This is a genomic window from Nocardia iowensis (assembly GCF_019222765.1).
GTDB lineage: Bacteria > Actinomycetota > Actinomycetes > Mycobacteriales > Mycobacteriaceae > Nocardia > Nocardia iowensis.
In genome coordinates this window covers 853,608-880,157 of the sequence record NZ_CP078145.1, presented here as the reverse complement: position 1 = coordinate 880,157, position 26,550 = coordinate 853,608, and the positions used below count along the sequence as shown (strand labels likewise).

At 68.3% G+C, this 26,550-nt stretch carries 21 protein-coding genes; 10 read left to right on the top strand and 11 right to left on the bottom strand.

Going from position 1 to position 26,550, the window contains the following annotated elements; genetic code table 11:
• The first annotated feature begins 94 nt into the window (after positions 1–94).
• From KV110_RS04160 to KV110_RS04145, 4 genes are all read left to right on the top strand, one after another.
• Positions 95–1,561, top strand: a complete 1,467-nt coding sequence (locus tag KV110_RS04160; protein WP_218473590.1) for a flavin-containing monooxygenase — start codon at positions 95–97, stop codon at positions 1,559–1,561.
• 46 nt (positions 1,562–1,607) lie between these two features.
• Positions 1,608–3,740, top strand: a complete 2,133-nt coding sequence (locus KV110_RS04155) for an ABC transporter ATP-binding protein (protein WP_218473588.1) — start codon at positions 1,608–1,610, stop codon at positions 3,738–3,740.
• Positions 3,737–4,477, top strand: coding sequence for an energy-coupling factor transporter transmembrane component T family protein (locus tag KV110_RS04150; RefSeq protein WP_218473587.1), 741 nt, complete (start codon positions 3,737–3,739; stop codon positions 4,475–4,477). The genes KV110_RS04155 and KV110_RS04150 overlap by 4 nt, the downstream gene beginning before the upstream one ends.
• Before the next feature lie 384 nt (positions 4,478–4,861).
• Positions 4,862–5,518 (top strand): DUF8020 domain-containing protein, encoded by a 657-nt coding sequence (locus tag KV110_RS04145; protein WP_218473585.1) that lies wholly within the window; start codon positions 4,862–4,864, stop codon positions 5,516–5,518.
• A gap of 88 nt (positions 5,519–5,606) precedes the next feature.
• On the opposite strand, the gene KV110_RS04140 is transcribed toward KV110_RS04145, so the two are convergent.
• Positions 5,607–6,917, bottom strand: a complete 1,311-nt coding sequence (locus KV110_RS04140; RefSeq protein ID WP_218473584.1) for a lipase family protein — start codon at positions 6,915–6,917, stop codon at positions 5,607–5,609.
• Positions 6,918–7,372: 455 nt separating this feature from the next.
• On the opposite strand from KV110_RS04140, the gene KV110_RS04135 reads away from it, so the two are divergent.
• A complete protein-coding gene (locus tag KV110_RS04135; protein WP_218473582.1) occupies positions 7,373–8,017 on the top strand; it encodes a cysteine hydrolase family protein in 645 nt (214 codons plus the stop codon).
• Positions 8,018–8,045: 28 nt separating this feature from the next.
• Here the strand turns inward: KV110_RS04135 and KV110_RS04130 are convergent, their stop codons facing one another.
• The 4 genes from KV110_RS04130 to KV110_RS04115 are packed head-to-tail and all read right to left on the bottom strand — an operon-like array spanning position 8,046 to position 12,578.
• Complete coding sequence (locus KV110_RS04130) at positions 8,046–10,385, bottom strand: ATP-dependent DNA ligase (protein ID WP_218473580.1); 2,340 nt, start codon at positions 10,383–10,385, stop codon at positions 8,046–8,048.
• A gap of 51 nt (positions 10,386–10,436) precedes the next feature.
• Complete coding sequence (locus KV110_RS04125; protein WP_218473579.1) at positions 10,437–10,673, bottom strand: antitoxin; 237 nt, start codon at positions 10,671–10,673, stop codon at positions 10,437–10,439.
• A 37-nt stretch (positions 10,674–10,710) separates the two neighbouring features.
• Complete coding sequence (locus KV110_RS04120) at positions 10,711–11,850, bottom strand: MBL fold metallo-hydrolase (RefSeq protein WP_218473577.1); 1,140 nt, start codon at positions 11,848–11,850, stop codon at positions 10,711–10,713.
• Positions 11,850–12,578, bottom strand: a complete 729-nt coding sequence (locus KV110_RS04115) for an enoyl-CoA hydratase (RefSeq protein ID WP_218473576.1) — start codon at positions 12,576–12,578, stop codon at positions 11,850–11,852. Before KV110_RS04115 ends, KV110_RS04120 begins: the two co-directional genes overlap by 1 nt.
• Positions 12,579–12,668: 90 nt before the next feature.
• Between KV110_RS04115 and KV110_RS04110 the strand changes: the two genes are divergently transcribed.
• Positions 12,669–13,772 carry an NAD(P)-binding domain-containing protein gene (locus KV110_RS04110; protein ID WP_218473574.1) on the top strand — a complete coding sequence of 368 codons (1,104 nt, stop codon included), beginning with the start codon at positions 12,669–12,671 and terminating at the stop codon, positions 13,770–13,772.
• A gap of 3 nt (positions 13,773–13,775) precedes the next feature.
• Here KV110_RS04110 and KV110_RS04105 read toward each other — a convergent pair whose 3' ends face one another.
• The 6 genes from KV110_RS04105 to KV110_RS04080 all read right to left on the bottom strand — a co-directional run bounded on the left by KV110_RS04105 (position 13,776) and on the right by KV110_RS04080 (position 21,275).
• Positions 13,776–14,633: an aldo/keto reductase gene (locus KV110_RS04105; protein ID WP_218473572.1), complete on the bottom strand. Its 858-nt coding sequence runs from the start codon at positions 14,631–14,633 to the stop codon at positions 13,776–13,778.
• 64 nt (positions 14,634–14,697) lie between these two features.
• Entirely contained in the window at positions 14,698–16,245 is a 1,548-nt protein-coding gene (locus tag KV110_RS04100) for an acetyl-coenzyme A carboxylase carboxyl transferase subunits beta/alpha (protein ID WP_218473570.1), read from the bottom strand.
• Between the two features lie 52 nt (positions 16,246–16,297).
• The gene (locus KV110_RS04095) at positions 16,298–16,900 is read right to left on the bottom strand and encodes a GTP-binding protein (protein WP_014981574.1); all 603 of its coding nucleotides are present in this window, start codon (positions 16,898–16,900) and stop codon (positions 16,298–16,300) included.
• Entirely contained in the window at positions 16,881–17,255 is a 375-nt protein-coding gene (locus tag KV110_RS04090; protein ID WP_014981573.1) for a DUF742 domain-containing protein, read from the bottom strand. The genes KV110_RS04095 and KV110_RS04090 overlap by 20 nt, the downstream gene beginning before the upstream one ends.
• A 7-nt stretch (positions 17,256–17,262) precedes the next feature.
• Positions 17,263–17,676 carry a roadblock/LC7 domain-containing protein gene (locus KV110_RS04085; protein WP_011207200.1) on the bottom strand — a complete coding sequence of 138 codons (414 nt, stop codon included), beginning with the start codon at positions 17,674–17,676 and terminating at the stop codon, positions 17,263–17,265.
• Positions 17,673–21,275 carry a sensor histidine kinase gene (locus KV110_RS04080; RefSeq protein ID WP_218473568.1) on the bottom strand — a complete coding sequence of 1,201 codons (3,603 nt, stop codon included), beginning with the start codon at positions 21,273–21,275 and terminating at the stop codon, positions 17,673–17,675. The genes KV110_RS04085 and KV110_RS04080 overlap by 4 nt, the downstream gene beginning before the upstream one ends.
• A 318-nt stretch (positions 21,276–21,593) precedes the next feature.
• On the opposite strand from KV110_RS04080, the gene KV110_RS04075 reads away from it, so the two are divergent.
• From KV110_RS04075 to KV110_RS04060, 4 genes are all read left to right on the top strand, one after another.
• Positions 21,594–23,657 (top strand): AMP-binding protein, encoded by a 2,064-nt coding sequence (locus KV110_RS04075; protein WP_218473566.1) that lies wholly within the window; start codon positions 21,594–21,596, stop codon positions 23,655–23,657.
• A gap of 223 nt (positions 23,658–23,880) precedes the next feature.
• Positions 23,881–24,267 (top strand): hemophore-related protein, encoded by a 387-nt coding sequence (locus tag KV110_RS04070; RefSeq protein ID WP_218473564.1) that lies wholly within the window; start codon positions 23,881–23,883, stop codon positions 24,265–24,267.
• Between the two features lie 163 nt (positions 24,268–24,430).
• Positions 24,431–25,144, top strand: coding sequence for a response regulator transcription factor (locus tag KV110_RS04065; RefSeq protein ID WP_218473562.1), 714 nt, complete (start codon positions 24,431–24,433; stop codon positions 25,142–25,144).
• A complete protein-coding gene (locus KV110_RS04060; RefSeq protein ID WP_218473560.1) occupies positions 25,141–26,508 on the top strand; it encodes a sensor histidine kinase in 1,368 nt (455 codons plus the stop codon). The genes KV110_RS04065 and KV110_RS04060 overlap by 4 nt, the downstream gene beginning before the upstream one ends.
• The last annotated feature ends 42 nt before the right edge of the window (positions 26,509–26,550 follow it).

The window sequence follows — 26,550 nt, the reverse complement described above, 5'->3', positions numbered from 1 at the left end:
ATCCGCGCTCGCAAAGCCTATGGCCGAATTTCTCGATCGAACGAACGTCCGCCCCCTAGAGTGGACTTATCTTCGGGCTCGTGAGGAGTGTCACATGACAGCGGGTAACCGGCCATCGGTCCTCATCATCGGCGCCGGTTTCGGCGGCGTCGGTATGGCGATCGAATTGCGCCGCAATGGTTTCGACGACGTCACCATCCTGGAGCGAGCCGCCGATCTCGGCGGGGTGTGGCGGGAGAACACCTATCCCGGCGCGGCCTGCGACGTGCCGTCCCCGCTGTACTCGTTCTCGTTCGAGCCGAAACCGGACTGGCCGCAGCGCTACTCCGGGCGCGACGCCATCCACGCCTATCTGCGCGGGGTCGCCGAGCGCAATGGCGTCTACGACGCCATCCGGTTCGGCGTCGAGGTGACCGACGCGGAGTTCGACGACGCGTCCGGCCGCTGGACGGTACGCACCGCGGACGGGACCGCCAGGACCGTGGACGTCCTGATCTCGGCGGTGGGCCAGCTGTCGCGGCCCGCGCTGCCGAATATCCCCGGCGTCGACAGCTTCGCCGGTCCGGCATTCCACTCCGCCGAGTGGAACCACGACGTCGACCTCGACGGCAAGCGCGTCGCCTGCATCGGCACCGGTGCCAGCGCCATCCAGTACATCCCGGAGATCCAGCCGAAGGTCGCCGAGCTCACCCTGTTCCAGCGCACGCCTGCCTGGGTGGTCCCCAAGTTCGACACCGACTACTCGCCGATCCAGCACAAAGTGTTCGCCCGGCTGCCCGGCGCGCTGCTGGTCGAGCGATTCGGCTGGTGGGCGATCGCCGAGTTCGTGTCGCTCGGGCTGGTCGAATTCCCGGCCGTGGCGCGGCTGGTGGCGAAGATCGCCGACCGGCATCTGCGCAAGCAGGTGCCCGATCCGGCATTGCGGGCCAAGCTCACCCCCGACTATCCGATCGGCTGCAAACGTGGGCTGTTCTCGAACGACTACTACCCCGCGTTGACGCAACCGAATGTGCGGGTCGAGACCACCGCGATCACCGAGGTGCTGCCCGAGGGCGTGCGCACCGCCGACGGCACCGTGCACGAGGTGGACGTGATCATCTACGGCACCGGTTTCAAGGGCACCGAATTCCTCTGGCCGATGAACATCTACGGCCGCACGGGCCGCAAACTGTCCGACGCATGGGCCGAGGGCGCCCACGCCTACTACGGCATCGCGGTGCCGGACTTTCCGAATATGTTCCTGGTCTACGGCCCGAACACCAATCTGGGTGTCGGCTCGATCATCTACATGATCGAATCGCAGGCCCGCTATATCCGGCAGGCCGTCGAACTGCTCGGCGAACGCCCCGGCCACTGTCTCGAGGTTCGCGCGGAGCAGGAGGAACAGTTCAACGCGGCCCTGCAACACCGGCTCAGCCGCACCCCATGGAACTTCTGCTCCAGCTGGTACCGCAACGCCTCGGGCCGCATCACCAACAACTGGCCCGGCTCACCGGCCAGCTACCGCCGCCGGATTCGCAAGCTCGATCCCGACGACTACACGCTGACCCCCGCCGCCTGACTCCCACCGACGAGTCCGGACCCGACCGCCCTGGCAGACTTGTGCCGTGACTGGACGCCCGATAGCTGACGGCACGGCCGAACACGGGCCGCTGCGACCGATCGAGCTGGCCGTCGGCGCGGTGCTTGGCGGTGCCACCGTCGGGTTGGTCACCCTGGGCTCGGTGCTTCCGTTCGCCGCCGCGCTGAACCTGGTCGCCGCGGTGCCGATGGGTTTGATCGCGCACCGCTACCGGCTGCGCGCCGTGGTCACCGCCGCCATCGCGGCGACGCTGGTCACCTTTGTCGCGGCGGGCCTGGTGCCGACCACCGGGTTGCTGGCGACGGCGACGGTCGCGGGCATCATCGGCACGACCAAACGGCGCGGCGGCGGGTTCGTCGCGGTACTCGGGCTTTCCACGCTCGCCGGTCTGGCCTGGGCCTGCTTCGCCGTCGGGCTGCTGCAGTTGTTCTCGGCGGGGCGGAATCTGCTGTTCGACAACATCCGCAACCTTTCGCGCGGCATCCAGGACCTCGCGGCACGCCAGCAACAGCTCGAACCGCTCGGACGCGCGGCCGCCGATTTCACCGATTCCGTGCTGCGCTGGTGGTGGGCCTGGGTCGGCGGCGGCGTCGCCTCGGGCATGGTGGTGACCGCGCTGTTCTCCTGGTTCGTGCTCGGCTCGGTGCTGGATCGGCTGGCCTGGCTGCCCGGTCACGACCGGCTCGACGCACCGCCGGACGATCGGCCGATCGCGCCGTTGCCGGTGACCTTGCGCGGCGCAGGCTTCCGCTATCCCGGTGCCGTGCGCGACGCACTGTGCGATATCGACCTCACGGTCGATGTCGGTGAGTTCGTCGCGGTGGTCGGGCACAACGGCTCGGGAAAGTCCACGCTGACCCGGCTGCTCGCCGGGCTGCCGCCGACCGCGGGAATGGTGGAACGACCCGGCTCCGCGGGGCTCGGCCATCTCGGTGGCACCGCGCTGGTCTTGCAGCGACCGGAGAGCCAGACCCTCGGCGTGCTCGTCGCCGACGATGTGGTGTGGGGGTTGCCGCCGGAACTCGCCGCCGAGGTCGATGTCGACGCCTTGCTCGGTGAAGTGGGCTTGGACGGCATGGGCGACAAGGAAACCGCGACCCTGTCCGGCGGACAACAGCAGCGCCTCGCGGTCGCCGCGGCACTCGCCAGGAAACCCGCGTTGCTCATTGCCGACGAGGCCACCTCGATGATCGATCCGGTGGGACGGCGCGAGCTCGTCGAACTGCTTGCGGCACTGCCGAAACGGCACTCGATGGCCGTGGTACTGGTCACTCACCACGAGGCCGACGCGGCCGCGGCGGGCCGGGTGGTGCACCTGGCGGATGGACGCGCCGTCGAGCGGTTACCGGCCTGGCCGCGACCGGTACGGGACGCACGGCGCAGGCCGATGGGCGACACGATCCTCGAGCTGCACGCCGTCCAGTACACCTACAATCGCGGAACTCCCTGGGAGGCAGCGGCTTTGCATTCGGTCGACCTGTCGGTGCGGCGCGGTGAGGCGTTGCTCGTTGTCGGCGGCAACGGGTCGGGCAAGTCCACGCTCGCCTGGATCATGGCCGGGTTGATCGCACCGAGTTCCGGCCGGTGCGAACTGGCGGGTAAGTCGGTGACCCAGCAGATCGGCCGAGTCGAGTTGGCATTCCAGCACTCTCGGCTGCAACTACAGAAGCAGACGGTCGGCGCGGAGATCGCGGACTGGGGCGGCCGGGCCACCGGGTCCGGCGCGGTCGGGCGGGCGCTGGACGCGGTGGGGTTGGATCGCTCGCTCGCCGCGCGCTCCATCGAAAGCCTCAGTGGCGGACAGGCCAAGCGGGTGGTGCTCGCCGCGATCGTGGCCAGCCACCCGCAGGTGGTGGTGCTGGACGAGCCGCTGGCCGGGCTCGACCCGGAAGGGCGCGCGGACATCGTGGAACTGCTTGCGCGGCTGCGTGATTCCGGGCTGACGTTGATCGTCATCTCGCACGATGTCGAGGACATGGCGACAGTGTGCGATCGAACGGTGCACCTGCGGGCCGGACGGATACCGGCCGCCGACGCGGTGCCCGACGCCACCGCTGTCCGCGAAAGCCCCGCGCACAAACAGGATTCACGTCCGGCCGCACCGCTGCGACCGCCGGGCGATGCCGCGTGGCGGCTCGACCGTGGAGGTCGATCATGAGCTTGGTGCTGTTTCGCCGGGTCCCGGTGGCGAGTCCGGTGCACGCTCTGTGGGCGGGTACCAAGATGATCGCCGCGTTTGTGATCAGTCTGCTGCTGATGTTCCTGCCCACCTGGCCGGTGCTGGGAATCATGGTGGCGTTCCTGGTGCTCATCGGGGTGGTCGCCCGGCTGCCACTCGGCACCCTGCCGCGCCTGCCCTGGTGGTTCTGGGCGTTACTGGCGGCCGGGGCGCTGATCAACGTGCCGGTCGGCGGCCACGCCGTGCTGCGCTATGCCCAGGTGGCGGTATTCGGCCTGGTCATTCTCGCCGCATCGTTCCTCGTCGCCTGGACGACGCCGATGAGCGAAATCGCGCCCGCACTGGCCAAACTCGGTGCCCCGCTACGCAAACTCGGTGCGCCGGTGGATGAATGGGCTGTCGTCGTCGCCCTCACCTTGCGCGGGCTTCCGCTACTGATGGAGGAGATCCGGGTGCTGCGCGCGGCGCGCAAACTGCGCCCCAAGGACAACCTCCTCTACCTTGCCACCGAGAATCCGCTCATCGATATCCTCACCGCCGCCATGGCTGTATCCACCCGCCGCGCAGGCGAACTCGGTGAGGCGATCACCGCGCGCGGGGGCACCGGCGAACTCACCGCGCACCCCGGTTCGCCCGGACGCCGCGACGCGGTGGCGCTGGCGGTAGTCGTCGTAGTCTGCGGCGGCGCCTGCACGCTCGGCCTTCTCCTGCCGTAGGCACGACATCCAGTCACGTACTTGTCGTTTCGAGTGGGCGGCTGGATGGTTGCTGCGGGCCTGGGCGATGCCGCCGCGGGTGCCATCGGCGGGCGCCGATCCGGCGCGGTCGATCGGGCGAAGCCGTGGCCACAGTAGGGCGGCACGGTGTCCTACATGCTGCTCGCGTCACGTATAGCCAAGCGCTATAACATGACTCGTGGTCTTTAAAAGGATAAATACCCCCTATTATTAGGGTCGAACGGCAGGCCAGCGAGGTAGAGTTATCTGCGGAGTAGCTGTTCTTTTGATCACATCACGGCCGCGCGCTGCAGTGGGGGAAGGAAATCGGACACGCGCGGCGTTCTCCAATGCTTGAAACCTGATGAAGATTGGAACATCCGAATGATTCTCCGCAAGATCACTGCGGCCGTCGTGCCTCTCGTCGCCGCGGTCGCGGTCGGCGCGGGCACCTCCCAAGCACAGCCCACCGCCGGGCCGACGGCCGACATCGGCTACGAGGCAAAGCTGGTGGGAGACAAAATCATCACCACGCTGACCGGTGGATCGTTCGACGTGGCTGGCAGCGCTGTCGACATCAAAGACGAGGCCGGGAACACGGTGGTCACCATGCCGCTGGCGTTCCGACAGGACGGGCTGGAGTACCCACTACCGCACGCGGTGCGCGACGCGGGCCGGGTGCTGGAACTGACCGTGGTCAAGGACGTCGCCCAGGCGCGCCCGGCCCCGGCGACACCGATCGCCTCGCCGTACGAGAACCAGCGCGCGCAGGAAGCGTTCCTGTCGCAGTTCGGAATCGCCACCGCGGTAGGCGGTTTCATCGGCACGGTGATCGGCGCGTTGGTCGGCCTGACCGGCATCGTCGGCGGCCCGACCGTGATCGCGAGTGTGCTGGCGGGTGCGGCCGTCGGCGGCATCATCGGCACCATCGTGGCGGGCGGCCCGACGTTGATCATCGCGGGGATCGATCTGATCAGCACCCTCACCGCGCCCCCTGGGACCACCAAGTGGATGGACGACACCGGCCGTCCGAGGAACTGACGCGCACGTTCTGACGCGGCGCGCACCGAATCCCAACGATTCGGTGCGCGCCGCGTTTCTGTCTGCGCGCCAGGGTGTTTCGTGCGCGCTACCGCGGGCGGCAGCCGGGCGCGATCGGCACGCCCGCGACCCGGTCCGCGAGGTAGGACATGGCGCCGAGGGCTTCGCCGACCGCGGCGGGGTTGTGGCCGGGCAGCGCGGAGTGCACGGAGGTGATGTCGGCGCCCTGGGCGCAGTAGCGGCCGAGCACGTCGGTGAATCCGGCTACCGGAACCACGTCGTCGGTAGTGCTGTGATACAGGTACATCGGAATTCTCGGCGCCGGGCTGCCCAGTTCGTGCGGGTCGGTTGCGGCCCGAAAGTTGGGATGCGACAGCAAGTTCGGAACGCTGGAGTAGTCGTCGACGCGAGCGTTGACGTACTTGGCGACCAGATCGGGACCACAGGCGGCGCTGTCGGCGGCCAGCATCGCGCGGCCGCGGTCGTTGAGCAGCTCCATGATTCCGGCATCCGGATTGTCCCGAGCGGCCGCGATGAGGATGAGCATGGCCAAGCCCGCCTGCATGGTGCCGTCCACGTGCTGCGCGATCGCGGGCCAGTTCGACGGGACACCTCCTGCGGCGATGCCCGCGAAACGGACGTCGGGCGCGTACTGCGGCTGCATCTGCGCTGCCCACAGGGTGGCGAAGGCGCCGCCCGAATATCCCCAGGCGGCTATCGGAGTCGCCGGGCCCAGCCCCGCGGCGGGCAGGTCACGGGCGGCTCGGATGCCGTCGAGCACGCCGCGGCCGGAATTGACGCCGTCGAGGAACCGGGACTGCGGACCCTCGTAGTCGCTGGTCACCACGGCCCAGCCGCGGCGAAGCGCGTCGGCCATGAACGGGGTGTCGATCCAGGCCTGGGCGCCGCCGGGATCGCCGCCGCCGCGCAGCGCGTACGACGGCGCGCATCGGGTGCCGAGACTGTCCTCGGCGATCTGGTACGAGAGCAGCGGACGGGGCCCGGGGCCGAGCCAGGGCAGCATCGGGACCATGACGGTGGCCACGACGGGTATCGCCCTGCCGCCCGCGTCGGTGCTCCGATACTTCACCTGCCACGTCGAAATGGGCAGCGGTAGACCGAACAATGCGATCGGGCGGGAGTCCACGATCGCGCCCTCGGCATAGGAATCAAGGTCGGCGGGTGCCGCGTAGAACGGATCGGCGTCGGGCGGCGGCACCTGGGCCCGCGCGCTGCCGGGTGCCACGATGAGCGCGGACACCAGGACCAGTGCCGCCGCGACGACCGCCGACGATCCGGCGCGCGCTAGCGCCGTGCCGATGCGCCGAACAGGTGTTCGCGGTGTTGCCGCGCCGCCGAGGAGCGATGTCCCCCTACCGATTCCGTCCGGAGTCGCCATGGCAGGCAACCTACCTTGCTCGTCGCCGAACCTGTCGGCACTCGCCCGATGTTTCGCCGAAGCCTCGAATTTGTTGCCGGAACGACACATTCGGCCGACCAGCGGGGGCGCGCCACCGGATGCTGGGTGAATCCTGCGCATGGGGCCTCCCCTGTCCGGCGAGGCGCGTCGGTGGGCGCCGACCGCAACTCTGCGCCGACATACTCGGCCTCGGGGCCACCCACGGTACTGACCCATACCGGCCGCAGCAACGGTCAATGCTGGTCAGCCCCATCGCCGCCGGTTGTCCGGTACGGCCGGGCGGCGGCGTACCCTGGCATTCGCTCCGGCGGGTGTGGTCGCCCGGCGGACCCCGGTCGACTGCGCCGTACAGTGGTCGAAAGTGCCCTTGGCGCAACCGGTTCACGTTAGGTTCGCCCGGGTGACGAGGTGCGTCGACGAGGAGTAGCTGAAGCATGCGGCATGGCAACGGACTGGACATTCCCGAAGGACTCGCCGATGTGTGCGCGCCGGACCGGCTGGCGGTGATCGTCTACGACATGCAGGTCGGGGTGCTCAGCCAACTGCCGGACGGGCCGGAAATCATCGAGCGAGTGGTCCAGCTGGTGGACGCGGCGCGCAGCGGCGGCTATCCCGTGGTCTTCCTGCGGCACTTCTTCCTGCCCGAGCGGTTGAGCGGCGCGTTCGCGCTGCGCATGGCGATGAATTGGCAGCAGGTCGATTCCGTGGACAAGGTGCGCTTCATCCTGCAGCGCGACACACCGGCGTTCGAGTTGGTGCCCGAGTTGCAGCCGCGCCGCGACGAGGTGGTGTTCGACAAGACGTCGATGTCGGCGTTCGAAGGCACCCCACTCGCCGCCATGCTGCGCGACCTGCACATCGGCGCCTACGCGATCGCCGGTGTCGCCCTGGAGATCGGCATCGCCCCCACCGTCACCCACTCCACCGACCTCGGCTTCGTGCCGGTCGTCATCAGCGACGCGGTCGGCGGCCGCGACAAGGAGGCGATGGCCCGCGCCTACGCGGACTTCGAATTCCAGGGCCACACCATCGTCACCGACCTGGCCACCGTCACCCCGCTCCTGTCGGGTACCGGCTAGGTCACTTCTGGTTGTGCGGTCCGGGCGATCAGTCCGAGGTGCCCAGCCACGCCGGGTGCCACAGGCGCCCGGTCTCGGTCCAGTTCATGAAGCGCACCGTGCCAGGGATTTTCGGGGTCACCCAGACCGCTTCCTTGCGTTCCTCGGCGGTCAGGCTGTTGTCGAACGGGTTGGTTTTGCGCTCCAATTTGTTCAGCCGCTTGGCCAGTTCCCGCATGTCTGCGTCATTGAATCCGGTGCCGACTCGGCCGACATAGATCAGCCTGCCTTCGTACGGGATGCCGACCAGCAGTGACTTGAAATTCCGTGCGTCGCTGCGCCGCCAGCCGCCGATGACCACCGCCTGGGTGCGCCAGTTGCGCTGCTTCACCCAGGAATGCCCGCGTTTGCCGGGCAGATACACCGAATCCTTGCGCTTGGCGACGACGCCTTCCATGCCGTGTTCCTGGCTGTAGCGCACCGCGTCGGCGCCGGAACCGTCCAGCCGCGGCGGCACGACCATCGAGGGCGCGGTCCCGGCAAGTGCCTCCAGCACTCGGCGGCGATCCGAATACCGTTTGCGGACAAGCGAAGTGCCGTCCAGATACAGCACGTCGAAGGCGACGAATACCGCGCGTGCCGCATCGGCCTGCAGCAGACCGAGATTGGCGACGCCGTGGTCGTCGAACACCACCGCTTCACCGTCCAGGACAACATTGTGCCCCGCCAACTCCTCCGCGAGCACCGCCATCCCCGGGTACCGCTTGTTCACCACGATGCCCTGCCGACTACGCAAAGTAAGTGTGCCGGAATCTATTTCAGCGATCAGCCGGAAGCCGTCCCACTTGGTCTCGAAGCACCATTCGTCGGGCGTCAGGTCGGCGACGTCGCCGGGGGTGGCCAGCATGGGCGACAGCCCGCGCGGGAACGGCGACGGACCGCTGGACACCCGGATGATCCGGCCGGACGGTCGGCTGGGCTCGTTACCCGGTGCGTTCGTGGACTTATCGGCGCCGTTCGGACCGGCTCCGTCGGTCCGCTGCTCCCGCATCAAGTGCATCAGCCACTGGTTGCCGTTGGTCTGGATCAGCGCGTAGCGCCCGTTGAGCCGTTCCCCGTGGAATTGGACGATCACCTCGTCGTCGCGCCACTTCTCGGTCTCGTAGGTGCCGTGATCCCAGATGGTCATCTCCCCCGCGCCGTACTGCCCCTTCGGGATGGCGCCGTGGAAATCCAGGTACTCCAGCGGATGGTCCTCGGTGTGCACGGCGAGCCGATTCTGATCCGTGGAGGTCGGCGGTCCCTTCGGCACGGCCCAGGAGACCAGCACCCCGCCCCGTTCCAACCGGACATCCCAATGCAGCCGCCGCGCATGGTGTTCCTGCACGACGTAGCGATTGCCCGCCCCCGGCGCGGGCCGGTCGGCCGGAACGGGCTCGGGCGTCCGGGCCGGGTCACGCATCGACCGATACTTCGCCAGCGCGTCGGCCCCGGACTCCGCGGACGCGGTATTGCCCTTCGGCAGCGGCGGATCGAGGTCGGCGAGCAGGTCGCCGTCGTCCTGCCAGCGGGCAAGTACCTCGTCGAACCGCAAGTGCCGCAGCTTCTTCCGGTTCTCGATTTCCTTCCACGCGCGTGGCGCGGCCGCATTGGGTTGCGCCCGGCCGCGCAGCGAGTACGGCGCGATGGTCGTCTTGGACGCGTTGTTCTGGCTCCAGTCGAGGAAGATCTTCCCGCCGCGCGCCGATTTCGCCATCGTCGCGGTGACCAGATCCGGGTGCAGCCGTTCTAGATTCGTGGCCACCTGTTTGGCCACGGTGGACGCGCCGCTCGAGCGCACCGCACGGTCCAGCGGGACGTAGATATGAATGCCCTTGCTGCCACTGGTCACCGGGAACGCGTGCAGGCCGATGTCCTCGATCATGTCGCGTACCGCGAGCGCGACGCGCGCGCAATCCGCCAGTTCCGCGCCGGGGCCGGGGTCGAGGTCGAAAACCACCCGGGTCGCCGGACCCACTTCGTCCCCGTTGAAACGCCATTGCTGGACATGGACTTCCAGCGCCGCCTGCTGACCGAGCCAGGCGAGTCCGGCCTCGGAATTGATTACCGGGTAGGTGACCGTGCGGTCGGAGTGCTGGATGGTGTGCCGTTCGATCCACGACGGCGCGTGTGCGGGCAGATTCTTTTCGAAGAAGGACGGCTCGTCGACCCCGTTGGGCCAGCGCTTCCTGGTGACCGGGCGCCCGGCGATGTGCGGAAGCATCGCGGGGGCGATCGCCGAATAGTAGGCGATGACTTCGCCTTTGGTGGTGCCGGTGGCCGGATACAGCACCTTGTCGAGGTTGCTCAGCTCAACCTCGATACCACCGAACTCCCGGCGGGCCGCCATACCAGCGATTTTAGCGGCGGGGACCGACAAAAGCCGGGTCCCCGCCACTCATCAGGCCTGCGGGCCCGGCTGGCCCGGGGTGTTACCCGGCGCGCCCGGCTGATCCGGCGGGACCACCTTCTTGGCGGCTTCCTTGCCCTTGGCGATCTTGTCCGAGTACTTGCCCTGCGTCTTCTGGTCGATGAAGTCGCCGCCCTTGTCGATGGCGTCATTGATCTTGTCGGCGTTCTTGGCCGCCGCGTCCTTGCCCTTGCCGACGAGGCCCTTCAGAGTGTCCGCGAAGCTCATAGCGTTCGTTCCTTCCTCTAGCCCACTAGCAGGATGTTCAACCCACATCTTCCCACCACGAATCCCGTGGTGGGGCACCGACCGGGTCGACCCGCTGCCCGGGCATGGGAATCGCGATGGCCGTGCCCGCCGCCTCGGCCGCCGCCACCATCCGGCGCACCGGTTCCGACCAGCCGTGGAAGGCCAGATTGAACGTCGCCCAGTGAATCGGCACCAGCAGGCCGTTGGCCGGGTCGCCACACAGGTCGGCGTGCGCGCGGACCGCTTCCTCCGGGTTCATGTGCACATCGCGCCACCGCTCGTCGTAGGCGCCGATCGGCAGCAGCGTCAGATCGAACGGGCCAAGTGCGGCACCGGCTTCCGCGAAGGCCTTGGTGTAGCCGGTGTCGCCACCGAAGTACGCCCGCTTGGTCGGCCCGATGATCGACCACGATGCCCACAGCGTGGTGTTGCGCACCAGGCCGCGCCCGGAGAAGTGCCGCGCCTCGGTGCAGGTGAGCACCAGATCGGAGCCCTCGTGCGCCCGGCCGAGCGCGGACAGCGAGACCGAACCGCCCCAATCCAATTCGATGATCCGATGCTCCGGCACACCCCAGTGCCGCAGGTGCGCGCCGATGCCGACCGGCACCAGGAACGGCGCCGTCTGGCGCAGCACCAGCTCCCGGACGGTGTCCTTGTCCAGGTGGTCGTAGTGGTCGTGCGAGATGACCACGGCGTCCAGCGCGGGCAGGTCCGTCAGCGGGGCCGGCATCGGGTGCATGCGGGTCGGCCCGACCAGCGCGGACGGCGAAACCCGTTCGCTCCATACCGGATCGGTCAACACCCGATAGCCGTCGATCTCGATCAACGCGGTGGCGTGCCCGTACCAGGTGACCGCCAGTTCCGCTGCCGCAGGCGGCAGCTGCGGTGTCTGCAACGGGATCACGCCGAGCGGACGGCCGAGGTTGCGCTTGGTGAGTGTCGAAAGCACCAGGGACAGTGCGGCTCCCGCGACGAGCTGACTGCTCGGCTCGGTGTTGTGGAACTTGCGGTCGCGGTAGGTGGTCGCGCCCCGCGCGTACGGCTGAATGGCGGACATGCCCGCGCCCATCGCCGACGGGATACCCCAGGCCGCGCGGACCACCCAGGTGAGGCCGAGCGCACCCGCCGCCGTACCGGCGATACGTCGAATGTTCATCAGCGCCCCAGGAATTTCGCGGGACGTTTCTCTTGTCTGGCCAGCCGCCCCTCCTGCGCATCGGCGCTGGTCCACGCCGCCTCCAGGGCGGCGCGCTGCTGCGCGGTCTCCGGCTCGCGGGTGCCGTCGTCGTTGAGCACCAACTTCATGTGGCGCAACGACAGTGGCGCGAGCTCGGCGATCTGCTTGGCCCAGGACTGGGCGTCGGCCAGCGAACCGAGCCGGTTGGCGAAGCCGAAGTTGTAGGCGTCGGGCGCGGTTATCGACTCCGCGCCGAGCAGGATGGACCTGGCCGGACCGCCGCCGATCAGCGAAACCAGCCTGCGCATCGTCCAGCGGTCCACCGAGATGCCCAGCTTGGCCGCGGGAATCGCGATGTAGGCGTCCGGCGAGATCACCCGCAGATCCGAGGCGAGCGCGAGCTGCACGCCCGCGCCGATCGCGCCGCCGTTGATCGCCGAGATCACCGGCACCGGGCTGGACTCGATGGTGTGCAGCATTTCCATCAGGCCCGCGAGGAATTCCTCGGAATAGACGCCGGACAGATCCGCGCCCGCGCTGAAGATGGGGCCGCGCCCGGTCAGCACGATCACCCGTGCGTCGTCGGCAACGGCGGCAAGGACGGCCTCGCGCAGCAGCGTGACGAGTTCGAGGTTGAGCGCGTTGCGCCGCTCCTCCCGCTGAAGTTCGATGGTCACTACGTCACCGTCTCGGCTAACTCCGAGCATGCGACCTCCCCAACTGAACGATCCGTCTGGTTACATTCACTTTGCCACAGCGAGCGGCACAGATCGGTCAAGCCGATACGATCATCGGCTGTGCCGACAGACTTCGACATCCTGGTGATCGGCGCTGGTCAGGCGGGACTGTCGGCCGGTTATCACCTGCAGCGCCTCGGGCTACGCCCCGAGCAGGACTTTCTCATCGTGGACCACGCGCCCGGACCGGGCGGGGCCTGGCAGTTCCGCTGGCCATCGCTCACCCTGACCACGGTCAATCGGGTGCATGACCTCCCGGGCATGTCGTTCGCGGAAACATTGCCGCCCGGGTCCGAGTCGGCCCCGGCGGCAACCGCGGTGCCGCACTATTACGAGTTGTACGAAAAACGCTTCGATCTGCGAGTACGCCGACAGGTTTCGGTCACCGTGGTGTGCGACCGCACCGAGGACGGCAGCCCGGCCGAGCACGGTCCGGTCCTGAACGCCGAGACTGACTCGGCCGGAACAATCCGGGTGCGCGGCCTGATCAACGGCACCGGCACCTGGGAACACCCCTTCATCCCGCGTTACCGGGGTGCGGAGACCTTCGCCGGGCGGCAGCTACACACCCACGACTACCGCACCGCGGCCGAATTCGCGGGCAAGCACGTGGTGGTGGTCGGCGGCGGTATCTCGGCGGTGCAGTTGCTCGACGAGATCTCCCAGGTCACCTCGACCACCTGGGTGACAAGGACGGAACCGATCTTCCGCGACGCGTCGTTCGGTCCCGAGGACGGCCGTGCGGCGGTGGCGAAGGTGGAGGACCGGGTACGGCGCGGGCTGCCGCCCGGGTCGGTGGTCTCGGTGACCGGACTGCGGCTGGACGACCGGCTGCGGGCCGCCAGAGACCGCGGCGTGCTGCACCGGCTGCCGATGTTCGAGCACATCGAACCGGACGGGGTGCGCTGGGCGGACGGTTCGTTCCAGCAGGCCGACGTGATCCTCTGGGCCACCGGATTCCGCAGCGCGCTGGATCATTTGGCGCCGCTGCGGCTACGCGGACCCGGCGGCGGCATCACCATGACCGGACGGCTCGCCACCCAGGTGGCGGCGGACCCGCGCATCCACCTGATCGGTTATGGACCGTCCGCGAGCACGATCGGCGCCAACCGAGCGGGGCGTGCGGCCGCGGTCGAGCTCACCCGCTATTTGGCTGCGGGCTGACCGTCAGTCCTCTAGACCCATGGTGAGTGTTTCCGGATCGCCACCGATCCGGCTGCCGTTGTCCAGCGCGTTGATCGCGTCCATCTGATCACGGGTCAGTTCGAAGCCGAAGACGTCGAAGTTCTCCGCGATCCGGGAGGGGGTGACCGACTTGGGGATGACGATATTGCCTAGTTGCAGGTGCCAGCGAATGATCACCTGAGCCGGGGTGCGGCCGACCGCGGCGGCGACCGAGGTGATGGTCTGATCGTCGAGCAGGGTGCCCTGGCCGAGCGGGCTCCACGCCTCGGTGGCGATGGCGTGGCCGGCGTGGAATTCCCGTAGTTCCCGCTGGGCCAGCCGCGGATGTAGCTCGATCTGGTTCACTGCCGGGATCTCGCCGGTCTCGCCGATGATCCGCTCCAGGTGGGCGGGGTTGAAGTTCGATACACCGATCGACTTGACCCGGCCCTGCGTCTTCAACGCCTGCAAGGCGCGGAACGTGTCCACGTAGCGGTCGGCCTTGGGCACCGGCCAGTGGATGAGGTACAGGTCCAGGTAGTCCAGGCCGAGCCGGGTCATGCTGGCGTCGAACGCGCGCAGCGTCGAGTCGAAGCCCTGCTCGGAGTTCCACACCTTGGTGGTGACATAGATTTCGTCGCGCGGTAGCCCGAACTCGCGGATCGCGCGACCGGTGCCTTCTTCGTTTCCGTAGACCGCCGCGGTGTCGATGCTGCGGTAACCGACCTCCAGCGCCTTGGTGACGACGGAGGTGACATCGTCCGCCGGCACCTGGAAGACACCGAAGCCGAGCTGCGGGATCACGTTCCCGTCGTTCAGGATGATCGAGGGAATGGCGGAGGTCTCGCTTCTGAAGGTCACAGTGCGACGGTAGAAGTGTGGCGGCGAGCCGTCAACGCTGCCCCCTGGCGTGTTGGACCCGGGTTTACCACTCGACCTGCGCGTTCTCGCCGCCCGACAGTGACGGTGATGACTCGGGCAGGCCGAGTCTGCGGTAGCGAGCCTTGCGCAGCGCACGCAGTTCGGCCTCGGGCCGGGTGCGCAGGTGCGCGAGTTCCGCACCGATGGCGGCGACCATGCGGCGGGCGAAATCCGCCGGTTCGTCGGCCGCGTCGGGAAGTTCCGGCACGATGCGGTCGACGACACCGTCGGCGAGCAGATCAGCGGCGCGGATGCGTTGCGACCGGGCGAGGTCCGGTGCGTGGTCGGTGTCGCGGTAGACGATGGCGCTGGCGCCCTCCGGCGGGAGCGGCGCCAACCAGGCGTGGGTCGCGGCCAGGACCCGGTCCGCGGGCAGTAGGGCCAGGGCGCCGCCACCGGTGCCCTGACCGAGCAGCACCGAGATGGTCGGCGTGTTCAATGTCACCAAATCCGCGATGCAGCGGGCTATTTCGGGGGCCAATCCGCGCTCCTCGGCCTCCTTCGACAGCGCCGCACCCACCGTGTCGATGACCAGGACCAGCGGCAGGCGCAACTCCTCAGCAAGCGCCATGCTGCGCCGGGCTTCCCGCAGGGCGGCGGGACCCATGGAGTACTCGCCCTGCTGCCCGAACCGGTCGTGGCCGAACACCACGCACGGCTGGCCGCGCAACCGCGCCAGCGCGTGCACCACGGTCCGATCGGACTCGCCCTGCCCGGTGCCACTGAGCGGAACCCGTTGCGTCACATGACGTAGCAGGTCTCGAATGCCCGGGCGGTCGGGCCGCCGCGAGATCAGCACCGATTCCCATGCCGAGACGGCAGCGGCCGCCTGCTCCCTGCCGCGGAGCCGATCGAGTTCGGGCACAGTCGAATACGGCACCGGGATGCCGCTGAACACACTGAGCGCACGATGGGCGATGCGGCGGAAGATGGGGATCGTGACGGCGCCGTCGATGACGCCGCGGTGGTAAAGGTTCTCCGCGGTCTGCACGCCTTCGGGGAAGGGCTGGCCATACAGGGCCTGGTAGACGCGGGGGCCGAGGAAGCCGATGAGGGCGCCCGGTTCGGCGAAAGTCATGTGGCCCAAGGAACCCCAGGAGGCGAAGACGCCGCCCATGGTGGGATCGCGCAGATAGACCAGATAGGGATGCCCCGCGGATTTGTGGGCGGCGACGGCACCGGCGATCTTCACCATCTGCACGAAGGCGACGGTGCCTTCCTGCATGCGGGTACCGCCGGAGGTCGGCGAAGCGACGAGGGGCAGCCCGAGTTCGGTGGCCCGCTCCACCGCCGAGACGATCCGCTCGGCCGCGGCGACACCGACCGAACCCGCCAAAAAGCCGAACTCGCAAGCGATTACGGCCACGCGACGGCCACGCAACAGTCCCTCGCCGGTGAGCACCGACTCATCGGTGCCCGCCGCGACTGCCGCTTTCCGTAGTTCCTCGCGGTACCGCGTGGTCGCGGCCACCGTGATCGGTGGCCGGTCCCAGCTGATAAACGAGTCGGTGTCGAGCAGTTGCCCGAGTAGCTCGCGCGCCGAGATCCTCATCGGAGTGACTTTATTCACTCGTCCGGGGACGGAAGCGACGCCGCGCGAGCACTCAGTAGCCCTGCATCACCTTGCGCAGGGCGTACTCGGTAAGCGCGACCAACGCCTGCTTGGCCGGCTCGCGACGCCGAGCGTCGATGGACAGGATCGGCACGTCCGCAGGCACCGCGAGGGCTTGGCGGATGTCCTCGATCGGATACCGCGGTGCGTCGTCGAATTCGTTGAGCGCCACCAAGAAAGGTAGGCCGCGCGCTTCGAAGTAGTCGACGGCCGCGAAGCTGTCCTCCAGTCTGCGGGTGTCGACAAGCACCACGGCGCCGATGGCACCACGGATCAGGTCGTCCCACATGAACCAGAATCGGTACTGGCCCGGCGTACCGAAGAGGTACAGCACCAGATCGTCGGCGAGGCTGATCCGGCCGAAGTCCATCGCCACCGTGGTGGTCGACTTCATCGGAATGCCGGTCAAGTTGTCGATTCCGGTACTGGCATTGGTAACCAATGCCTCGGTGCGCAGCGGAACGATCTCCGAGACAGCACCGACCATCGTGGTCTTACCCACGCCGAAGCCACCGGCGACAACGATCTTCGCCGACGTTGGCTTGCTGGTGCGGGTGTCGACCTGCGCCGTCGAATCAAATACGCCGGAGTCCACTGAGAACCCTTTCGATCAGCTCGCGACGTTCATCGTCGCTGGAATCGTCTTTCAAAGTCGCCGAAACGCGTACATGCCCGGCCTCGATCAGGTCGGCAACCAGCACGCGCGCCACCCCGATGGGGATACCCAGTCGGGCTGCTACCTCGGCAACGGACGGCGATTCTCTGCACAACTCCACGATTGACGTCTCGATGTTGGTCAGTTCGAACTGCCGCTCCAGGGCGACCGGATGCGATGCGACGAGGGCCTCCAACGCCAACTCGACCGCGGGCCTCGTCCGGCCTGCGGTCAACGAGTATGGGCGAACGAGGCTCGGCTCGGCGCTCCCCACGCGGTGATCTTCTATGTCCATCCCACCATCAGGAACCCATCGTGACGCGTGGCGTGGCCTGAACTGTCTGGCCCACACGCTCGACCAACAACGCCATCTCGTATCCGACCTGCCCGATATCGCATGACGTATTGGTCAGCACGGCAAGGTACGAGCCGTCACCGACTGCCATGAGTAGCAGATAACCGTGCTCCATCTCGACGACGGACTGCAGCACGGTGCCGCCCTCGAACAGGTTCGAGACACCGACCGAGAGGCTGGCCAGTCCGGCGGTGACGGCCGAGAGCTGCTCGGCACGGTCGACGGGCAGCTGCGCGCTCGCGGCCATGAGTAGGCCGTCAGCCGAGACCAGGACGGCATGGGCTACGCCAGGAACCTCGTTGGCGAAGTTCGAAACCAGCCAATCCAGCTGACGATTCGTACCACCTAGATCGGGGTTCATCGGTCTCCTTTATCTCCGGTTAGGTTCATTGCTCTCATTGCGCGGCCATCCCGGACGCCCTGCTGGTGACGACTCAAGCTGGACCTGATCGTTTCTGGATCGCGGCGCGGTGCCCGTTCCACCGCACCGTTGACGGCGCCCGGGACCAGCCTTCCGCCCGGATTGCGTTGCGGCAACCCGGCCGCCGTCTTCGTCTCGGATTGCGCCTCGCTGGCTCGGCGCGCCGCCTGCCAACCTTCATCACCCGGTGACTCGAAGGACGCGGCCACTTGGGACCTGTCCATATTCGGGTCTGACAGCCACGCGGACATCATTTCCGCGAAAATTGGTGTCCCGCCCATGACGGAATCACCGGATTCGACCGCGGGCTGCAGTCGGGTCTGGAAGAACGACGCCGTCTTGGTCGGGTTGGACCGGTAGCTGTGCCGCCCCGGGTCGCGCCCCGTCTCCGCGTCCTGCGACTGCTCGTCGGAGCCGCGTCCGCGTTGCGACAGACCGATACCCGGCGAGGACTCCCGTTGCGGCAGACCATCGCCCGGCTCGCGCTGCGGCAGATTCGGCGGCACCTGCGAACCCGGCTGACGCTGCGGCAGACCGGTCGGCGTGGCCTCCCGTTGCGGCAGGCTCGCCGCCGCGTGCCGTTGCGGCAGACTCGAATCCCGCTGCGGTAGGCCACTGGAACTGGGATCACGCTGCGGCAGGCCACTGGAACTCGGGTCGCGCTGCGGCAGGCCACCAGCATTCGGGTCACGCTGCGGTAGGCCACCGGACGCGGCGGAATCCCGCTGCGGCAGCCCACTCGCGCTCGGGTCACGTTGCGGCAGCCCACTGGAGGTGGGATCACGCTGCGGCAGACCGCTCGCGCTCGGCTCCCGCTGCGGCAGACCGCTGGACGCGGAATCCCGCTGCGGTACACCGTTCTCGCCACGCTGACGCTGCGGCAGGCCACTCGCGTTCGGTTCCCGCTGCGGCAAGCCACCCGCGCTCGGATCGCGCTGCGGCAGGCCACCGGCATTCGGGTCGCGCTGGGGCAAGCCCTCACGCTGCGGCAAACCATTCGGCCCGGTCTGCCGTGGCGGCAGGCCACCCGAGACGCTGTCGCGTTGCGGCAGACCGCCCGCGCCGGGCTCGCGCTGCGGTAGCCCGCCGGATGCGGAATCCCGTTGCGGCAGACCGTTCTCGCCACGCTGACGCTGCGGCAGGCCACTGGGCGGCTGTGCCAGCCCGCTGATGCTCGGCTGTGGGACCCCGTTGCTGCCCGGCTGCCGCTTCGGCAGTTCGCCCGAATTGGCGTCCCGCGGCGGCAGACCGGTCACGGTCGGCTCGGCCGGAGCACCCGGCTGCCGCGGCGGACCGCCGGAGCCGAGGTTGCGCTTGGGCAGATTGGCCGCGGCGAGCTTGCCGCGCTGTGGTCCGCTGGACTGTTGACCCGGTGCGGGACGCAGCGTCGGGCCGGACTGCGCGTTCGGTTGCATGCCGGACGCCATGTTCGTGCCGGGCTGCCGCTGCGGCAGCCCACCGCCCGCCGGAACCGGCCCGCTGGGCGAGGGATTGGGGTTGCTGACCGGAATCGGCCCGCTCACGCCCGGATCGACGGTGACCATCACATTGCCGCCCGGCGTCCGGGTGATCGCCCGCATCTGCATCGACGACGGCGCGGACGGCCGCTGCCGCTCGACCGCCTGCGGGTTCGGGGTGACGGGCTGGGCCGTGATCGGCTTGCCCGCGACGATCAGGCCGACCGGGACGTGCACGGTCACCGTGACGCCAGGGTCGCGCGCGGTGTCGAAGGTGGGGCGCAGCCGCACGGTGAGTCCGTGCCGCTCGGCCAGTCGACCGACCACGAAAAGACCCATATGCCGTGCGGTATCCGGGCCCGGCTCGGCGGTCTGTTCCAGCCTGCGGTTGATGTCGGCCATCTCTGCGGGCGGCATACCGATGCCTCGGTCGGCCACCTCGATGAGCATGCCCTGATCGTGTGCCTGCGCGAAGGTGAACTTCACGTCGGTCTCCGGCGGGGAGGCGCGCAGCGCGTTGTCCAGCAGCTCGGCGAACAGGTGCGCCATGTCCGAGGCGGCGGGCTCGACCAGCGAACCACGTGGCGTGGCACCCAGTTTCACCCGCTCGTAGTCCTCGACCTCGGAGATCGCGGCGCGCAGCACGTCGGCGATCTCGACCGGCGCGGACTTGGCGCGGCGCTGCCTGGTGCCGGCGAGGATGAGCAGGTTGTCGCCGTTTCGGCGCATGCGGGCGGCGAGATGGTCCAGCCGGAACAGGTTTTCCAGCAGGCGCGGATCCTTCTCGTCGTACTCCATCGCCTCGATCAGGCTGAGCTGATGGTCGACCAGCGACTTGGACCGCCGGGCCAGCGTCTCGAACATGTCGTTGACCTGCGAACGCATCTGCGCCTGGTCGCTCGCGAGACGCAGTGCCTGGCCGTGGATATCGTCGACGGCGCGGGCCAGCTGGCCGATCTCCTCGGTGCTGCGCACCGGCATCGGCTCGAGCGGAACCTCTTCCGGCGAGGCGCCGTTGCGGAGCTGGGACACCTCGTGCGGCAGGTCGCTTTCGGCGACCCGCAGCGCGGCGAGGCGCAGCCGGTGCAGCGGCACGATCATCGAGCGCGCGACGAACACGGCGAGCAGCAGCGCGGCCAGGATGGTGGCGACGACGACCGCGGTGTAGGTCCACGCGTCCCGCTGGGCGGTGGACACCAGCGAGTTCATCGCGCTGTCGATGTCCTTGGTCGCCCTGCTCACCACGAGCTCGTAGACCGCGAGGCTGTCGGTCAGCGACTTCTTCAGCTCGCCGACCGGAATCTGACCGGCCTGCGACTGCGCGCTACTCAGCAGCGCCACTCGGGTGTCGATGCCCGCGCGCAGGTCGGCGATCGAGGTGTCGCCGTCGGAGAACCGGTGCGACAGCACGCCGAGCAGCGAGCGTTCGGTGTTGGCCGCGGTGAGGAAGCCCTGCACGCCGGTGCTCGGATTGCGCAACACCTCGGGGAAGGCGGCGACTTCACCGACCAGCGTGGCACGGGTGTTGAGCGAGTCGACGAGGCGCAACTTGGCGGTGTCGACCGCGGTATCGCTCACCTGGCCGACCGTCGTCTCGACGATCCGCACACTGTCGTTGCGGACCCGGTCGATCAGGCCGATGGCGTCGGAGGTCGGGCCCTTTCTTACGCCCTTGCCCTGCGCGCGAACGGCTTCCGCCTGGGTGAGCATGCTGTCCAGCGCCGCACGGGCGCCGGAAACACCATTGAGTCGGTCGGCCGACTTCTTCGCGTTGGCGATCGCCTTGTCGAGATCGGCGAGGTTTTGATCGGTCACCACGGACACGTCCTTGGCGACTTCGATCATCTGTGAACCGACGGTCGTCGCCGTCTGCGCACTCAGTGCGGTGACGGCAGGGATGGCCCCGACGTTCTCCGCGACTCCGGCAAGCCGACTCGAGTCGGCGAACTCCGATGAAATCCTGGACACGCCGAGCCCTACCGCGACTGCCAGCGGAACGGCAAGGACTGCCGTTACCTTCCAGCGCAGGTCCCAGTTGCCGAGCGCCCAGCGCCTTCTGCCGGACCTTGCGGCGTCACGCATCTCCCACTCACTTTCCAAACTGGCCCCAACCACGCGCCATCAGCGAACCTCCACACGCATACTGGCTCGACAGGCGGAGCGCTGGCCGAGAACTGCGGCTGGCCGAGAAATTGCGTCTACGACGGCCCAAATAAGTGACATCAGATTCTAACGGATCAATAACTTCTTGGGTGACTCCGAGTAAGCATGCGCCCCTTGACCTGCCCGTTCCAGGCAAAACCAATGGTCACAACACCCACCCGGGCGTCGCGTGAAGTCTGCCACAATCAACCAGATCTATCGAGGCGGGCATCGAGGCGAGGCTAGGGAGTCACGGGTTTGAACGTGCGGCACGAGTACCGACCGGTCTATCAGACCAGCTTGGTCGACCCCGCCGAGTTCTGGGCCGGGGCGGCTGAAGCGATCGACTGGGCGGTCCCGCCAACCCAGATCCTCGACCCCGCCACACGCCCGGTGGCCAGGTGGTTCACCGATGCTCGCCTCAACACCTCCTTCAATGCCCTCGACCGGCATGTGCACGGTGGCACTGCGACGGAGGGGGGCCTCGCGGATCAGCCCGCCTTAATATACGACTCCGCTATGACCGGCGCCAGAGGCGTTTTCACCTACGCCGAACTGCTGGAAAAGGTTGCCAGGTTCGCCGGCGCGATGGCCGGGCTCGGTGTCTCCGCGGGCGACCGCGTCGTCATCTACCTGCCGATGATCCCCGAAGCGGTGATCGCCATGCTGGCCTGCGCGCGGATCGGCGCGGTGCATTCGGTGGTGTTCGGCGGCTTCGCCGCACCCGAGCTCGCCGCCCGCATCGATGACGCCGAGCCAGTGTTGATCATCACAGCATCGGGCGGACTGGAACCGGGCAAACAGCTCGAATATCCGCCGATTGTGTTGCAGGCGTTGGACCTCGCCGAGACGACGGCGCCGCGCACGGTGATCGTGAAGCAGCGGCCGCAGTTCCCGACTATCCACTTCCCCGCGCCGCAGGCCGCGACCGAATCGCTGCCGAGTTCCACGCAGACGGTCGCGGCGCAATGGCTCGATTGGGACGACGCCGTCCGAGATGCGCCACTGGCCGAGCCGGTCTCGGTCGCCGCGACCGATCCGCTCTACATCCTCTACACCTCGGGCACCACCGGGAAACCGAAGGGCGTGGTCCGGGACAACGGCGGACACGCGGTTGCCCTCGCCTGGTCCATGCGCAATATCTATGACGTAGGCGTGGGCCAGGTGATGTGGGCCGCCTCCGATGTCGGCTGGGTCGTCGGCCACTCCTACATCGTCTACGCGCCGCTGCTGGTCGGCGCGACAACGCTGCTGTACGAAGGCAAACCGATCGGCACACCGGACGCGGGCGCCTACTGGCGGGTGGTCGCCGAACACGGGGTGCGGGTGCTGTTCACCGCGCCGACCGCGCTGCGCGCCATTCGCAAGGCCGACCCGGACGCCGCGCTGGCGCACGGCTACGACCTATCGTCGCTGCGCGCGCTGTTCTGCGCGGGCGAACGACTAGACCCGGCCACCTACGCGTGGGCCGACGAAGTCCTGCTCGCCGATCGATCGGACTGCCCCGTCGTCGACCACTGGTGGCAGACCGAGACCGGCTGGCCGATCTGCGCGAATCCGCTTGGTCTGCAACAACTTCCGGTCAAGTCGGGTTCGGCGTCGGTGCCGGTACCCGGTTACCGGCTGCGGGTGCTCGACTCCGAGGGCAACGCGGTGGCGCCGAATACCGAGGGCAACATCGTGATCGGGCTACCGCTGCCGCCCGGCACGCTCACCGGGCTGTGGAATGACGACGAGCGCTACAAGCGCTCATACCTATCCGCCTATCCCGGCCACTACCTAACCGGCGACTCCGGCTACTTCGACGAGGACGGCTACCTCTACGTCCTCGGCCGCAGCGACGATGTGATCAATATGGCCGGGCACCGATTGTCCGCGGGCAGCATCGAGGCGGCCATTTCGGGACACCCCGCGGTCGCCGAGTGCGCGGTGATCGGTCTGCCCGATGAACTCAAGGGCCACCGGCCGCTGGCGTATGTGGTGCTCAAGTCGGGGGTGGAGGTCGACCCCGCGCAGCTGCGCGATGAGCTGATCGAGCGGGTGCGCACGCAGATCGGCGCGATCGCCACGCTGCACGACGCGGTCATCGTGTCCGCGCTGCCGAAGACCAGGTCCGGCAAGATCCTGCGCAAGACGATCCGGCAGATCACCTCCGGCGATCAGTACGAGGTGCCGTCCACCATCGAGGACCCCGCCGTATTGGACGCGTTGGAGGCGCAGATTCGGGCGACCAGGCCGCTGCGGGAAGAACCGGTTGCGGGGAACCCGGACCAAGTGGCTGCGCCGGGCGTGGACGCCAGCCCCGCCTCGCCACGTAGTTAGGCCTCAGCAGCCGCGAACTGCGGCAGCGCGGTATGGGCAGGTCAGCCGGTACCCGGCGAGTTACCTGCGTGCTCACGAGATTGGTTGTCCTGCTGGATATTTCCGCTGCGCATCGCCGCATCAGGGTCGACTGCTCAGAGATTCCTTAGGGAACGTTCAAACGGGTGCCAGTGGGGCAGCCTAGCGTCGAGTCCACAATCGCTCGACAATCTGGAGGCACACCATGAAGCGTTCCGTAGCCCGTCCTGCCGTCGCCGCACTCGCCGCGGGCGGACTGGCCACCGTGGCCGTCTTCCTCAGCCCGGCGCTGGCCGCCGCCGACCCGATGCGGCTCGCCGAACCGTTGCTGAACTCCGACTGTTCGTTTGCTCAGGTCGACGCCGCGCTGCACGACAAGGCGCCGCAGCTGGCCGCCATGCTCGACGCCAACCCGACGCAGAAGGCCGAGCTGCAGCGCAGGTTCGATCAGCCGGTCGAGCAGCGCCGCGCGCAACTGCAGCAGGCCATCGACGAGAACCCGGACGCGGTCCAGCAGGCCCAGAACGACCCCCGCTACGCGCAACTGCGCGACACCATCCGCGTCGTCGCCGACAGCTGCCAGAACTACTGAGGGGCCTGACATCGCAGCAGTCGTTCAGACCGGCTGATCGCGTGAGCACATGGGTAACTCGCCGGGTACCGGCTGACCTGCCTGTTACCTCACCGCCGGGCGCCAACGCCACGGTCGCGACACACGAGTCTGGCTTGAAGTCGCGAAGAGGCGGGGGAGCACAATGAACGATGTGGCAGCCAACTCGACTCCGACCGTCCTCGTCGTCGATGACGACGAGGACGTGCTCGCTTCGGTCGAGCGTGGGCTGCGGCTGTCCGGGTTCCATGTGCTGGTCGCACGGGATGGGGCGCAGGCACTGCGCAGCGTGAACGAGCATGCGCCGGATGCGATCGTGCTCGATATGAACATGCCGGTGCTCGATGGCGCGGGGGTGGTGACCGCGTTGCGCGCGATGGGCAACGAGGTGCCGATCTGTGTGCTCAGCGCGCGGGCCTCGGTGGACGATCGGATCTCCGGGCTGGAGTCCGGCGCGGACGACTATCTGGTGAAGCCGTTCGTGCTGGCCGAACTCGTCGCACGGATCAGGGCGCTGCTGCGCAGGCGGACCGATACCCAGTCGCCCACTACGCCGGGCGCGATCACGGTCGGCCCGCTCGAGGTGGACGTCGCCGGGTATCGAGCCTTGCTCAACGGACGCGAAATCGAGCTCACCAAACGGGAATTCGAGCTGCTGTCCACGCTGGCGCGCAATGTCGGTGTGGTGCTGAGCCGGGAACGCCTGCTGGAACTGGTGTGGGGCTACGACTTCGCGGCCGACACCAATGTGGTGGACGTCTTCGTCGGCTATCTGCGGCGCAAACTGGAGGTGGACGGCGCGCCCCGGCTGCTGCACACGATCCGCGGGGTCGGGTTCGTGCTGCGGGCGCCCAAATGACCCAGTCCGCACCGAAAACCCGGCGGCGCCGGGCGTTTTCGCTGCGCACCCGGGTCGCGGGCGCGGCGGCGGCGGGCGCGATCGTGATCGTCTCGGTGATCAGCGTGATCAGTATTCGCGCGATCGAACGCAACAATGTGCAGCAATCCGATCAGCAGCTCGCGATCGCCGCGCGCATCGTGCTGATCGAACCGGTCATCGCGGTGCGGTTCGTCAGCTTGACGGGGCTCAACAACGACATGGCCGTCACGGTCCGGGACGACGGCCATGTCACGGCGAGCACCCCGACCCAATTGCCCGAGCTGGCACCGGGTTCGCGGACCGTCCCGGTCGGCGGCACGCCCTATCGGATCCTCTCGACGACCGAGAATCAGCCTGCGGGCCGGGTGGTTTCGATCGGCATCCCCGCCGCCTCGGCCGCCGAGGCGACCGCCGAGCAGCAACGCTGGGTGCTCGGCGGCGCGCTGCTCGCCATCGCCGCGGCGGCAGCTTTGGGGTGGCTGCTTGCCGGGCGTGCGGTGCGCCCGATCGTCCGGCTCACCCGGCAGGTGGGCGCGCGCAGCGGCCTGCCCGATCCGCAGAACCCGCCGACGCCGGTGGACGGGTCGGGCGTGCGGGAAGCGGAAAAGCTGGCAGACGCGGTGAATACGATGCTGCAACGGGTCGACCAGGCACAATCGGCGACCGCGGCCGCACTGGAGACCGCGCGCGATTTCGCCGCCGTCTCCGCGCACGAGCTGCGCACTCCGCTCACCGCCATGCGCACCGATCTGGAGGTACTGCGCACCCTCGACCTGGACGAGGCGCAGCGCGCGGAGATCCTCGGCGACCTGCAGCGCAGCCAGGGCCGGGTGGAGACCACCCTCGCCGCACTGGAGCGGCTCGCCACCGGCGATCTGACCAACGAACGCGACCACGTCGCCACCGACGTCGGCGACCTGTGCGATCAGGCCGCGCACGACGCCATGCGGCACTTCCCCGGTTTGGTCGTTCGCATCGACAGCGACGCCGAACTCGTCACCCGCGGCCTGCCCGCCGGGCTGCGCCTCGCGGTGGACAACGCGCTGGCCAACTCGGTCAAGCACGGCCGCGCCACCCAGGCACTCGTCTCCGCGCACCGCGCACCGAACGGCCACATCGTGATCACCATCGACGACAACGGCCGCGGCATCCCCCCGCACGAGCGCCAAGCCGTGTTCGACCGCTTCTTCCGCGGCAGCCAGGCCAGCAAGGGCGGCTCCGGCCTCGGCCTCGCCCTCGTCGCCCAGCAGGCCCAACTACACGGCGGCCAAGCCTATTTCGATGACGGCACGCTGGGCGGCATCCGCCTGGTCCTCGACCTCCCCGACCGCACCGCCCGCTGACCACCGGGTCCTTAACGAACTCTCATAGAAACGCCAGGGGCG

Coding starts and splice junctions, on each gene's coding strand:
- KV110_RS04160 (WP_218473590.1), top strand. CDS start 95: ATGACAGCGGGTAACCGGCCATCGGTCCTCATCATCGGCGCCGGTTTC.
- KV110_RS04150 (WP_218473587.1), top strand. CDS start 3,737: ATGAGCTTGGTGCTGTTTCGCCGGGTCCCGGTGGCGAGTCCGGTGCAC.
- KV110_RS04145 (WP_218473585.1), top strand. CDS start 4,862: ATGATTCTCCGCAAGATCACTGCGGCCGTCGTGCCTCTCGTCGCCGCG.
- KV110_RS04140 (WP_218473584.1), bottom strand. CDS start 6,917: ATGGCGACTCCGGACGGAATCGGTAGGGGGACATCGCTCCTCGGCGGC.
- KV110_RS04135 (WP_218473582.1), top strand. CDS start 7,373: ATGCGGCATGGCAACGGACTGGACATTCCCGAAGGACTCGCCGATGTG.
- KV110_RS04130 (WP_218473580.1), bottom strand. CDS start 10,385: ATGGCGGCCCGCCGGGAGTTCGGTGGTATCGAGGTTGAGCTGAGCAAC.
- KV110_RS04125 (WP_218473579.1), bottom strand. CDS start 10,673: ATGAGCTTCGCGGACACTCTGAAGGGCCTCGTCGGCAAGGGCAAGGAC.
- KV110_RS04120 (WP_218473577.1), bottom strand. CDS start 11,850: ATGAACATTCGACGTATCGCCGGTACGGCGGCGGGTGCGCTCGGCCTC.
- KV110_RS04115 (WP_218473576.1), bottom strand. CDS start 12,578: ATGCTCGGAGTTAGCCGAGACGGTGACGTAGTGACCATCGAACTTCAG.
- KV110_RS04100 (WP_218473570.1), bottom strand. CDS start 16,245: ATGAGGATCTCGGCGCGCGAGCTACTCGGGCAACTGCTCGACACCGAC.
- KV110_RS04090 (WP_014981573.1), bottom strand. CDS start 17,255: ATGGACATAGAAGATCACCGCGTGGGGAGCGCCGAGCCGAGCCTCGTT.
- KV110_RS04085 (WP_011207200.1), bottom strand. CDS start 17,676: ATGAACCCCGATCTAGGTGGTACGAATCGTCAGCTGGATTGGCTGGTT.
- KV110_RS04080 (WP_218473568.1), bottom strand. CDS start 21,275: ATGCGTGACGCCGCAAGGTCCGGCAGAAGGCGCTGGGCGCTCGGCAAC.
- KV110_RS04070 (WP_218473564.1), top strand. CDS start 23,881: ATGAAGCGTTCCGTAGCCCGTCCTGCCGTCGCCGCACTCGCCGCGGGC.
- KV110_RS04065 (WP_218473562.1), top strand. CDS start 24,431: ATGAACGATGTGGCAGCCAACTCGACTCCGACCGTCCTCGTCGTCGAT.
- KV110_RS04060 (WP_218473560.1), top strand. CDS start 25,141: ATGACCCAGTCCGCACCGAAAACCCGGCGGCGCCGGGCGTTTTCGCTG.